Source organism: Paenibacillus sp. FSL R5-0928, from assembly GCF_037970385.1.
Taxonomy (GTDB): domain Bacteria; phylum Bacillota; class Bacilli; order Paenibacillales; family Paenibacillaceae; genus Paenibacillus_AQ; species Paenibacillus_AQ odorifer.
On the sequence record NZ_CP150225.1, the window covers coordinates 5,920,777 to 5,933,260 of the forward strand.

General features: G+C 46.4%; 10 protein-coding genes. 1 reads left to right on the forward strand and 9 read right to left on the reverse strand.

Annotation, left to right across the window (positions count from 1 at the left end):
* Positions 1 to 443: 443 nt before the first annotated feature.
* From MKZ16_RS26750 to MKZ16_RS26765, 4 genes are all read right to left on the reverse strand, one after another.
* The gene (locus tag MKZ16_RS26750; protein WP_076103699.1) at positions 444 to 1,916 is read right to left on the reverse strand and encodes a glycosyltransferase; all 1,473 of its coding nucleotides are present in this window, start codon (positions 1,914 to 1,916) and stop codon (positions 444 to 446) included.
* Between the two features lie 170 nt (positions 1,917 to 2,086).
* Complete coding sequence (locus MKZ16_RS26755; protein WP_141118501.1) at positions 2,087 to 2,284, reverse strand: hypothetical protein; 198 nt, start codon at positions 2,282 to 2,284, stop codon at positions 2,087 to 2,089.
* 26 nt (positions 2,285 to 2,310) lie between these two features.
* Positions 2,311 to 3,426, reverse strand: a complete 1,116-nt coding sequence (locus tag MKZ16_RS26760) for a glycosyltransferase (protein ID WP_036679773.1) — start codon at positions 3,424 to 3,426, stop codon at positions 2,311 to 2,313.
* Between the two features lie 54 nt (positions 3,427 to 3,480).
* Entirely contained in the window at positions 3,481 to 4,581 is a 1,101-nt protein-coding gene (locus MKZ16_RS26765; protein ID WP_036679709.1) for a DUF3880 domain-containing protein, read from the reverse strand.
* 255 nt (positions 4,582 to 4,836) lie between these two features.
* Here MKZ16_RS26765 and MKZ16_RS26770 point away from each other — a divergent pair, with 255 nt between their 5' ends.
* Positions 4,837 to 5,595: an AAA family ATPase gene (locus tag MKZ16_RS26770; protein WP_036679711.1), complete on the forward strand. Its 759-nt coding sequence runs from the start codon at positions 4,837 to 4,839 to the stop codon at positions 5,593 to 5,595.
* A gap of 145 nt (positions 5,596 to 5,740) precedes the next feature.
* Here MKZ16_RS26770 and MKZ16_RS26775 read toward each other — a convergent pair whose 3' ends face one another.
* The 5 genes from MKZ16_RS26775 to MKZ16_RS26795 all read right to left on the reverse strand — a co-directional run bounded on the left by MKZ16_RS26775 (position 5,741) and on the right by MKZ16_RS26795 (position 12,480).
* Entirely contained in the window at positions 5,741 to 7,156 is a 1,416-nt protein-coding gene (locus MKZ16_RS26775; protein WP_076103701.1) for a hypothetical protein, read from the reverse strand.
* Positions 7,157 to 7,164: 8 nt separating this feature from the next.
* A complete protein-coding gene (locus tag MKZ16_RS26780; protein WP_076103703.1) occupies positions 7,165 to 9,063 on the reverse strand; it encodes an LTA synthase family protein in 1,899 nt (632 codons plus the stop codon).
* 206 nt (positions 9,064 to 9,269) lie between these two features.
* A complete protein-coding gene (locus MKZ16_RS26785; RefSeq protein ID WP_179089311.1) occupies positions 9,270 to 10,442 on the reverse strand; it encodes a hypothetical protein in 1,173 nt (390 codons plus the stop codon).
* The gene (locus tag MKZ16_RS26790; protein WP_179089966.1) at positions 10,439 to 10,978 is read right to left on the reverse strand and encodes an RNA polymerase sigma factor; all 540 of its coding nucleotides are present in this window, start codon (positions 10,976 to 10,978) and stop codon (positions 10,439 to 10,441) included. The genes MKZ16_RS26785 and MKZ16_RS26790 overlap by 4 nt, the downstream gene beginning before the upstream one ends.
* Before the next feature lie 164 nt (positions 10,979 to 11,142).
* Positions 11,143 to 12,480 carry a 5'-deoxyadenosine deaminase gene (locus MKZ16_RS26795; RefSeq protein ID WP_076103707.1) on the reverse strand — a complete coding sequence of 446 codons (1,338 nt, stop codon included), beginning with the start codon at positions 12,478 to 12,480 and terminating at the stop codon, positions 11,143 to 11,145.
* Positions 12,481 to 12,484 lie beyond the last annotated feature (4 nt).

A 12,484-nucleotide genomic window follows, 5' to 3' on the forward strand; every position in this document is an offset into this window, starting at 1 on the left:
GCATTCAGATTGCTGGATTGAGCTCATTTTGCGGGATTTTTACCGTTCATTTGGCTCAGGTTGCTGGATTGAGCTCATTTAGCGGGAATTATACCGTTCATTGCGCTCTGGTTGCTGGATTGAGCTCATTTAGCGGGAATTATACCGTTCATTGCGCTCTGGTTGCTGGATTGAGCTCATTTTGCGGGAATTATACCGTTCATTTGGCTCAGGTTGCTGGATTGAGCTCTTTTTGCGGGATTTTTACCGTTCATTTTGCTCTGGTTACTGGATTGAGCTCATTTTGCGGGATTTTTACCGTTCATTTGGCTCAGGTTGCTGGATTGAGCTCATTTAGCGGGACTTATACCGTTCATTGCGCTCTGGTTGCTGGATTGAGCTCAATGAAGAGCATTTTTATCTCTCTTTGTACTCAGCTTGCCACTTCGCTGCAATCGAGGCATTTACGCCGCGCGCCGCCGTCCACCGCGGCGGGCCCGGCGGCGCTTGCCCCCGGCGGTGCTGCGCCGCCGGGCAGAACCTTTACGCCGCTTGCGAGCAACGCGGCGCAAAACCAACGGGCGCCCGCTTCGCCGGCGCGCCCGGGCTTTGCCGCGCCGCTTGCGGGCGACGCGGCTTGGCAGGCCCTTGCTTCGCGGCGGCAAAGCCGGCGACGCTGCGGGTAAGTCAGGCTGGACAGCGGGTGGTTCCACCACCACCACGCTGTCAGCCTCGCGCACCGCGGGTGCGCTGCAATAGCGGAGGTTCCACATCTCCGCAAGACCCTGCAGGCGGCTCCGATAAGCCGCCGGACCATAGACGGCGTCGACGCGCTCCCGCGCTTGACTGCCTATAGTTAACGCCATTCCTGGCTGCGCCAGCAAGACGTTGACTCTTTCTGCCAGCGCGGAAATGTCCGATGCTGGCACGAGATTTTCGCCGCAGCCCGCTGCGTGCAGAATTTCTCGTAAACCCCCAGAGTCGTAAGCGACCACGGGTTTTCCAAAAGCCATTCCTTCCAGAGCAGTCATGCCGAAGCCTTCGCGGATCAGACTAGGAACCACTAGCACATCCATGGCGCAATAAGCGGATGGAAGGCATTCAGCATAACCAACAAATTTAAACCGGGTGTACAGTCCCTCAAGCTTCACCTTGCGGACACAACGCTCATAGTAGCTTTTATCACCAGCAGACCCAATGACAACAAATTTCGAGCTTGGATGAACCGCGTGCACAAGCACAGCCATTTTCACAAAATGTTCTAGCCCTTTTTCCTTGTTGATAAAAGAAGAAATATAACCGACCAGCTGTTCATGCGGTTTAACCCGCAATTCCCGCCGCCGTTCGCTCCGAAGCTTGCTCCAAGCCTCAATCATCATCTCTTTATCATTCCAAGAGGGAGGCAGCTGGATCACTTTTTCCGCTCTCACGTCCTCTGGAAAGCAAGCTGCAGCTGTTTGTGAAATAGCTAATATCTCATCACTATTCCGATGAATCAGCCCTACACTAATAGGTGTATATTCATTGTCTGTTATCGTCTCTGATATTTTCCATATCACCGGAATGCCCAGTGACTTTGCAGCCATTGCTGGCAGAGCATGCACACAGGTACTTGTAATAACAAACGCCGGGCCCAGGGAATTCAGCCAGTCTGTTAACTCGTGGTACTCCCTGCTTTCCTGGAATTTCTGAGCATCTGCCTCCAACCCTGCATAAGGAGTGTACATTCCATATAAAAGAGGAATCGAAAGCAACTGTACACTTATTCCACAGCTTCGAGCCTGAGAAGTCAGCTTGCCGTCCTGAGGCGCAACGAGGATACAATTAAAGTACGGAGAAAGCTCCTGAGCGAAAAACAACAATAGCTTCTCCGCTCCCGTAATACTGCGTGTATTGGATACATGTGAAAAGAGGACGATTGTAGCTTTGTCAGCCATGGCGTTTCGGCGCTCCCTAACGAGGGGCCTGGAGCAGCCATTCACCTCCTTAAAAAATTTACAAACTTTGCGCTAAGTTCTATCCTTCGCAGTAAAACTCTCTTTGAAAATGGTCGCTCCTGTGACTCGCAACATCGCTTCCGCTTAGCTCTAGAATCTCGTCAGTCAATTCACTTCGCTCCCGAGCTTCGCCCCTTCGCTTCCACTCTGCTCTCGAATCTAGCCAGTCGCTTCCGCTCCGCTATACAAGCCCGCTCCAGACGTTGCTTCTTTTCATCAGGCCACAGGCATAAGCTGAGGTTCGGTTCTACAGTATATCGAGGAAAAACAGATGCCGGCACGACACCTGTCCCCTGGTAAGCGCACATTTCCATTCCATTTTCGGGCATATGACCTAGCCGTAAATTACTGTTAACAGCTGGTGTATACGTTTAGTGTAGGTGTGATCCTTAAGCGTCCGTTCAAAAGCGCGCAGGGCTATCGCACGGCGTTCTTCCTCATGAGTCAGGTAATAACGGATTTTATCCATCATTTCTTGAGGGCTTGCAAAAGTCTCAATTTCTTCACCAGGTTTGTAAAAGGATCCCATATCATCTCTGGCATCCACTAATTGCAGCGTACCCGTTGCCGCGATTTCAAAAGTACGCGGATTAGGAGATACCGCCGGAATCGAAAGCGTATTGTTGTTCACTACTTCATCAATGTGCGAGCGGTGGAGGTTGATGACGATTTTGGATCCGCTGTAAGCTACCGCGGTTTCTTGTGGTGACATCCATTTGCCGATCTCAATTCGATCTCCATAAAGCGCTGCTTCAGGCAGACGATCCCACCAGATGCCATTAATCACCGTGTTATAGTTCATCAAATCCGGAAGAATCTCACGGAAGAAATTAACCCGGTTCCAATAGGCAGAGCCAATAAAACTAACTTCGCGATTCAATGGTGAACGTGTTGTAGTTGGACGGTAATGCTCGCGGTGAGCGGCAAAAGGAAGATAATGAACTTCAGGGCAGCCAAGTCCCTTATAAAAATCAATACAATTACGCTCAAGTGTGAACACAAAATCGTAATGCGCCACAATTTTAACTGTAAAATCAGTGTAATAAGGATCATCTGTAAGCCAAATGGCTGTCTTAATCCCGCTAGCCCGAAGAACGGAGATCTGCTCAAGCGGTAAATCCATACCGTCCAGCACAAGTACCAGATCCGGTCTTTGCGCGGCGGCTAACTCCACTAAGTTTTGACGTACATCTGTTATCGTGACTTGTGCGGTTAATTTTTGCAGCGCGTAGAGGACTGCATCGTCTAATGGAGAGTAGGGATATCCTTTACCAGAAGCCACATACATTACATGAATATTCCGTACGGGAAATACTTCTTCTGGCCGACCATCCAAAATCGCAAGCCGCCCCCGTAAATATCCCTCATCATATCCGCCCTTAAAACCACTCAGACGACCACGAAGCTTTTCTTCCTCTGGAGGTGTCAGAGGTAGCGGTGGTGCAGGCATAATAAATTCATTGTTGTTCATCATCATCCTCGCTCCTTTGTCCCGTTATAGATTTCATACACTTGAAGCAATCACATTCAGCAAATGAGGCAAACGCGCAGTGAATGTATGGTTGCGCATGGTTGTCTGTAGTCCCCGTAAAGCGTAAATTCGGCGCTCTTTTTCATGCTTCAGATAGTACTCAATCTTCTCCTGCAATTCCTTAGCAGAGCCAAAAGTATCCAAGTCATAACCTGGTCGATAATAATTGCCCAGATCCTCACGAACATCCGTAAGCTGCATAGTACCGCAGGCACTGATCTCATAAGTACGCGGATTGATAGAGCGTGATGGTAAACGGAAGCTATTCCGGTTATCCTGCCCCTCCTCCCACGGACGGTGAATATTAATGACTAGCTTTGCGCCACTGTAATAGTTCGCAGTTTCCTCAGGCGGGATAAAGCCATTGCTAATAAAAGGGGCAAGCTGGTCATAAGTCGCAAGCCGTTCCCAGAACCCCCCAGCGATCAGCACCTTCTTATCCTTTAGATAGGGGGCAAGTTCATCAAACAGCGCTGTCCGATTATGAAATGCATTGCCAATAAACACAATGTCGTACTTATACTGCGGTGCCGTACGGCGCGGATAGAACATCTTTGGATTGACGCAAAGCGGTAAATAATGAACGGATGGAACCCCAAAGGATTGATAAAACTCCACACAACCGAGCTCATGCGTAAAGACGTGATCATAATGCCGGCAAATCACTGAAGTATCCTCTGTAAAATAAGGATCATCCACAAACCAGATCGCAGTCCGAATGCCCAGCTTTCTGATTTCTGTAATCTGTTCTAAATGATTTTCCGGAAAAACATGCAGTCCATTCATAACCAGCACTGCCCCGGGCATCTCCCGAGCCGCAGTCTCCAGCATAGCTTCTGGAGTGCTTATCACAAGCTCACTTACAAGCTGCTGAAGCGCCTCAATTACCCCAGTATCGATTGCATGGAACCCTTGAGGAACATACATTAGCTTAAATGGCCGAGAGGCTTCGACCTCTACAGTACTCCGACGCTGCACAGCCTCACACATGCCGAGACGATATCCTTCGTGATAACCGTCGCGATAATCTCGCGGACGCTTGTGTTTTCTCCTTTTTGCTTTCACGGCCTTCACCCTGCCCCGTTGTATTCTCAAGACAGTATAACTATATGCGGAGTCAGCACTCGCCTCATGGACATCTGTCATTACTAGAATTAAATTGGCAGATGTACCCTGTCTTTTGCCCGGCTTGCCCGAACTCCGTCAAGATTTCATCCACTCGCTGGATGCTGTTATACTATAAAGGTCTAGCTAGAGGCACTAAACTTGTCATCTCTGTCCAATCTGTCCGAAGATGATTATTTTTTGAAATTCACAAGGGGGGGAACTATGAATAACACCACGTTGTATTTGCGACACGCGGAGCTGCTGCGTGATCTGGTGCCATCCTTTCAAACCTATCCTTTTCATCTGCCTGCTGTTCGAACGCTGGATCGCCTGACTTTTCAAAAACCAGTGACCTTTCTTGTTGGAGAGAACGGCACGGGCAAATCAACCTTGTTAGAGGGAATTGCTGCTGCTTGGGGCTTTAACCCTGAAGGTGGAACGCTAAACTTTTCTTTTAACACTCGTTCCTCGCATTCGAGTCTCTATGAGTATTTTAGAATTGCTAGAGGGGTTAGACGGCCGAAGGACGGCTTTTTTCTACGTGCGGAGAGTTACTATAATGTGGCTTCTTATATTGATGAGTTGGATGAACAACCCGGTGGCCCACCGATCAAAGACTCCTACGGAGGCAAATCTCTGCATGAGCAGTCCCACGGAGAGTCTTTTTTAGCTACGTTCGTTCACCGTTTCGGCGGCCGCGGTCTTTATATCCTCGACGAGCCTGAAGCAGCGCTTTCCCCCTTACGTCAAATGTCTCTGCTGGTGCGTATGCATGAGCTGGTCGGGCAGGATTCACAATTTATTATTGCTACCCATTCGCCGATTCTGATGTCCTATCCCGGTGCTGAAATTTTTCTCTTGGAGGGAGAGGGAATACGTTCCGTCGCCTTGGAGGAAACTGAACATTATACCGTGACCAAAGCGTTTATGAACGATCGTCAAGGGATGCTGCGTGAGTTATTTGAGGATGAACAAGCATAAATGCCTTCGACGGCTATAAGGACGGTAAGCGTTTAAGCGAGAAATATAAGGATAATTTACAATATGGAACATATAAATTCTTATATTTTAATAAAAACAGCAAGTCTCCATAATCGGAAACTTGCTGTTTGATTTGTTCCATAAGCTAACGTCTTACAAATCCCACTACCTTGTGAACAATCCACCCAAACATGACCACGACCATCATATCGAAGCACACATTAAACAAGAATAAATGCTTACCGATGTCAGCCCTTCCGTCCCCAAGAATCGGAACCAAGAAGGAGAAAATCCCTATTAGCCCTAGCAGCATCAGCAGCTCGCCGGCAATTTTGCCGCGAATATCTCTGCTGCGGAAATACTGGAACAAGGCTCCCGCAAAATACACCAGATAGAATATGGAGAGAAATCCGAGCGTGTGCGGAATATGTTTATTTTTGAATTGGCTCCATCCACTGTAAGTATAGGATAATGCACCTGCTGGTTTATTCTCGCTTTTCTCGTAGTTTCCTAGATAATACGGGCGAATCGCCATGCTGTTGCTCGCAGCATATTTCATATTATCTATCAACCGGTCCGGATGCTTCAGATAGAAGAACAACACATCTTTATGAGATACACGGTCATAGAAGTCCGGAACCAGCGAAGGATCATCCTGCTTAATCACTGTATCGGTCTGAAAATAATTCGTACCCGCCAGTACCTCCAGCCGCTCCGGTAATCCGAGATCCTGCAAGTCGCCCTTCACATCCGGCGATTCGTTTAAAATCCCAAAAAACACCGTTTGATACAGATTAATATGCTTCAGATCTTTTGGCGCTGCCACATACAAAACGATGGATACAAGAAAGATGGCAATCGAAAAACGTAAAGCCAGCTTCCTCCATTTGCCCTCTCCGTCAAGCATCATAAACCGCAAGAAAATCAGAGCAAAGGCAATCCCAATCGGTGCATTCTGGATTTTGGAGGTGACCAGAAACAGAATCGCGATAAAAAACAAAGTTAATCCTTTAGTGGTTGGCTTCTCTTGGCTAGTTAATCTTAATCCTAATGCAAATGTCAGCAGCATAAACACCATCGACACCGGTTCTCCAAACAAGGAGTTGAAATAGGCCACATACCCGATATCGTAAAATACAAATAAGATAGCTGCACCCAACAGCAGCCCTGTAACATAAGAGCCACGAGCATTATACTTCACCAGCAGCCAAGTTGCCGCCAGTAAAAGAAGCCCATAAACTGCACCCAGCAAACGAACATCAAAAAAGCTGCCATGGATGAGCCCGCCGATCAACCTCGGCACAAGCACTATAAAAATCTGTGAGGAAGGATAAAAGCCCCTAAACAAATCCTCATACGCAAAACGAGAATGGCTAAAGCTGAAAAACTGATCGGCATACGATGCAGCAGTATCGTAGTAGTTCAGACCGATGGTATTCATCATACGCAGAAAATCTCCATTATCGGCAACACCAATAAATGGCCCTACGAATAGCAAATAAATAATGATACCGCAGCCGGCAAGGCCTACGAGATACTCCGGTTTCCAGAACTTTTTCATGATTCCCCCTATCTCTGTGGTAACAGCTTCACATATTCGTCGGACAAATTCATTAGCTTCAAAATATAATCATAATCAGTCTGATATTTTGTAAAATCCGATACTGGCTTAAGCGTATCCAGCGACACAGCTTCACCATCAGCAAAATCTTTACCAGGCACATAGAGAATATCATCATTAAAAAATGAACCGGAAGGTAAATAATACCGCATCCCTAACACGTTACGATCAATGTTCAAGAGGTCATGACCAAATGCTGTATAACCTTCTTCCCTTAAAGAAACCCCCAATAGGTTAGCTATTGTAGGAAGAATATCCAACTGTCCACCTGTTCGCTCTACTACCTTCCCTTGCTCCATTCCTGGTACATGTACAATCAATGGAATATTAAAGCGACTGATCCGGGAATCGTATGGAATCCCCAGTGCACTTTCCACTTGCTCCGGTGGAACATCCTGCGGCTGCAAGCCAAAATGATCACCATACATCACCAGCACAGTGTTATCCCACATTCCGTTTTTCTTCAAACCCTCTATTAAAGTTCCAATGGCATAATCAGTATAGTTAATAGCAGTCAAATAATCGCCAAGCATCGTGTTTTTCAACTCATCAGGCACTGAGATCTTCTTAAAAGAGTCCGGAATTTGGAAGGGATGATGGCTGGATGCCGTCACCATTTGTGCGTAGAAAGGAGTTCCTTTCTTCTGCAATTCTGCCATTTTCTCGACACCCGTAATATAAAGCTGTTCATCGGAAGCACCAAACGCATTAAAATGATCATTAGTAAAATAATCTTTGTCATAATAACCGTTAAAGCCAAGCGCTGGATATAGCTCGTTCCGATTCCAAAAGCCTACTTGATTCACGTGAAAGGTGTACGCCTCATATCCTTTATCTCTCAGCAGACGTGGTAGGCTCGGCAGTTCTCTGTCTCCGAATCCAGTGGACATTGCCAACGTCCCGATTGGATAAATCGACGTGTTGCTCATAAATTCAGCGTCAGAAGTATTGCCCGGACCAATCTGCTGGTAGACATGGGGAAAGTAAAATCCCTCATCTGCCAACTTGTTCAACACTGGAGTCAGCTCTTGACCCTTCAGGGATTGATGCAACGGGAAGTTTTGAAAAGCTTCCATTTGAATGACAATTACATTTTTGCCCTTTTGCGAGCCGAAATACTCAGGTGCTGTGCCCGCGGCTTTACTACTATAAGGATAGGAAGCTTGCAGCTCATCAATCTTTGCGATTGTATCCTTAATATCTCCGGTTCCAATGAGATTGTTATCTTCCTTGACCTTGATTGCGGCAACGACCTCATAATTCAGGAATCCGGCACTTTCTGCCTGCACAAGTTCATTTGTAATTCCCCGCGCAGAATTGACAGAATTGGCCGAAAAAGCAAAACCTCCAAGAATAGCCACCAGAATCACCATCATATGTGCCAATCGTGTGTTCCGGGAGCTGAATCGCTCACGCTCATGCGGATAGGCTTTTCCATGCTTCCATCTGCGGATCAAGACATAGATCACCATGATCACAAGATCAGCGAAAAATAAATAATCAATAGTCTGTATCGTTGATTCTACGCTTGCCTTCACTTGAAATACCTGATTCAGTTCATATAAAGCCAGATACGTCGGAACAGAACCAAAGTGATTGAAATATACACTGGCTGCGAACAGCAGCAGCGATAATATCCCGTTAAATGTCCAATAGACGGCTGTTCTCACCCGCGAAGGAGTAATGACCGTCAGAATCCCCATGATGAAGAGGACTGGAGCAACATCTGCTGCAATCCACTCCCAAGCAATTCTATCAAAGAACAGCACTCTCAGCAGGAGCAGCTTCAACCATAGCAGCAGGACAACAATATAGAACTGAGCTCGATTCGGCCCGTGCTTTTTCACGTTTTAATCCCCTCTTACCTTTTCATTTGTTCTGATTATGAAATCTATTCATCTTTTCTGTAAAATATCAGATTGTTCTAGTATAACAATACTTACTTTTTTTATCAAAAATGTGCACCGTTCGCTCCCACTACAAATAGGGAAACCCCACGCCTTTTCGGCTGTGGAGCCTCCCTATTTAAGCCTATTATGTTATGCCTTTCAATCTAAGACTGGCTTGCTGGCGAATCCTCTTTCACCTTCCAGATCGTTAAATCACTATCATAATATACAGTGATCTCAGGACTGCCAAGCTTATGAAAGGTGAGATTCCCGGGCTCCTGATCTCTTTTAAGCAAGCTATATTCACCCACATCAGCAACGCTAAATATCTTAGTCAGCAGAGGCGCGGCCTTCTCACGTAGACGATCCCCATCAATTAGAGACAGCTCACGGTCTAATACCGTTAGTTGTTTGGGATCTGTTTTATCACTAGCACGAGGATTTGAATCACTAATCTGCTCAATCCTTCTAGTAACAGTATTTAGCGTAACCGAAACCTTTGATCCGTATTGCAGCGTAAGTCTATCCTGGTCCTTGTCCATAGCCCGAAATACTAAACTAAGCTCTTCATCACCTCCGGTACCTCTCAACATCTTCAATGCCTCTTCCCCAGCTTGACGCATCTCTTCTGATACCGCCGAGGCCTCAAGCGTGGCTGATGCGTAATCGAATTCACCATTTACAAATCCGATACGCCATTTCTCCGCCCTAAAGTTATTTTCAATTTTCACGCCAGAAGAATTTTGTGTAGCATCATATTCAACATATCTGAGCACATCATAAGCTGAATCATTCGCATAACCCAGTTTGCCCTTGATCTCTTCCGCACGGGTTTTCATTTCAGCGTCGATCTCCGCAGCTGTCAGAATCGTACTCATCTTCGTTTGCACCAGTTCTCCTGTCACATAATTGATCCAGATATATGCGGAGTCCTCACCTTTCTGGTAAGAGTAAAATATCTGCTGTTGCTCCTTAAGCCATTCCCGGTGATCTAGCGGATAAGTCTTTCCAAGTAAACTCTGCATCACCTGATCTGCGTTCCGCTGTAGCTCAGCCTCCGTGAAATGCGACGAAACCTCAGTTTGCGCAGGGTTGCTTGATTCATTACCAAGGAACCTTCCGTTCAGAAAGAATATGCCTAAGCCCAACAGTACAATAAAACTTGCCACAGCCCACATTTGCACAGATAGTCTTTTTCCTGAAAAAGATTTCGTTCCCTGTTGATCTTCTTGAATTCGGCGAATGACGTTGTCTGCATGCCTCATAGTAAACTTTTCATTTCCAAAAGGTCCTTTTCGGGCCTGAGCATACCATTCCGGTTGATGATCCTCCATCATTCTACCCCCTTTAATTTGTTCTGAATTTTTTGCCGCGCTCGGTGCAATCTTGATTTTACCGTTCCATGACTCAAGTTCATCAGTTCAGCTATTTCTTTTATAGAGAGCTCATATTTCAAATCCAGGACCAATACTTCGCGCAGCTTGGGAGACAATGCCATAATTAAATCCCATATCTCACCAATGGACTGATTACCCAAATACTCCATCTCCGCAGATCGGGCTGTGCCAAGAGGTTCAATAGTTTTTTCCCGCTGCTCCACATCAACCGTGGACAATGGCTGTACACCGCCCCATAAGCCCGAACGAAAAAAGCGAGATTTCCAGTGCGAAAAAACAGTATTCCTAGCAATCGCAAGCAACCATGCTTTAAATGAAGAATTCCCCCGGTACGTGCCAATCCGGTAATAACATTTAATGAATACTTCTTGGGCCAGATCATCGGCCTGTTCAGAATTTTTGGTAAGATAATAGATATAATTCCATATATCCTCTCCGTAACGGCTCATGATTTCTCTTAGTTGCTGTTCATTCATCGTCTCGCTATGCTGAAGACCTTCCAGTTCCAATTAGCTTCACCTCACTTAATACGACCTCATAAAAGGCACTTTAGTTCCCTTATGTTCATATTTTCTCATAAAAAAACAGGGGGTCCAGTGATCCCCTGCAAATGATAAGATATCCGAATCGACCTCTCTCCTCAAACGATCGAGGTATGCGTAAGTAATCTTTTAATAGAACGGTTAGCTTCATTTAGTACAATTTCTTTATCCACAGTCTTTAGCAAACCTCTTTCCATCACGATCTCCCCGTCGATTATCGTTGTCTCCACATCTGCCCGCGTAGCGGAATATACAATTCTAGAGATGGGATCTACGTCATAAGAGGGAAAAGTATGAAAATTGTAGAGATTGAGGAGCACTAGATCTGCTTTTTTGCCTACCTCGATACTCCCGATCTTATCTTCCATCCCTACGGCCTTCGCCCCACCAATAGTAGCCATACGGAATACGCTGCGGGCATCCATGGTTGTGGGTCCGTGATGAGGCTTTTGAATAATCGCCGCCAATCGCATCTCATTAAACATATCCAGATTGTTATTGCATGGAGCGCCATCCGCTCCCAGACTAAGAGAAACATGCTCATGAAGCATCCCTGGTGTGTCGGCAATTCCGGAGGCCAATTTCAGATTGGAACCCGGGCAATGACTTACATGCACTCCTCGATCCCGCAAAATCCGCCGCTCCTCAGCATCCAGCCACACGCAATGCGCCAGTATAAGCCTTTCATTAGCTAATCCTAGATGATCCAGATAGACGATGTTACGCATGCCAGTCATGGCCTGCACAATCTCAATTTCCTCTAAATTCTCAGACGCATGAGTATGCACCTTCACATCGTATCTTGCGGACAGATCCCGCACCTCGGTTAATAAAGGCTCTGTACAGGAAATCACAAAACGTGGAGAAAATGCATACTGAATCCGGCCGTTTCCATAACCATTCCATTTTTCCAGTAGATCGACACTTTCCTGCAATGAAGATGCGGTATCCTCCTGCAGCGCCTCAGGCACATCTCCCCCTTTTTGATCCATCATCACCTTGCCGGACAAGGCCCGGATTCCACTTTTAGCTATAGCCTGAAACGCAAAATCCGTATGATGGACAGTCTCCATATCCACAATCGTCGTCGTGCCGCTGGTGATCAGTTCGCCGATGCCAAGCATAGCCGAATAATATAAGGATTCTTCATCATGCGCGGCCTCTAATGGCCAGATTCGTTTGCGCAGCCAATCCATCAGCTCCAGATCGTCCCCTTTACCACGGAATAACGTCTGGCATAGATGAATATGAGTTTGGATAAAACCTGGAATTAATGTACGGTTCGTAGCATCAATGATCTTCTCGTCACCCTGCGGGATCAGGCCAGTGCCGATTTCAACGATGAGATCATCCTTAATCCGGACATCCCCGTGTAAAATTTCCTCTTGCTTGTTCATCGTAATGATTTCGGCATTTTTGATCAAAATATTTCCCATAGCC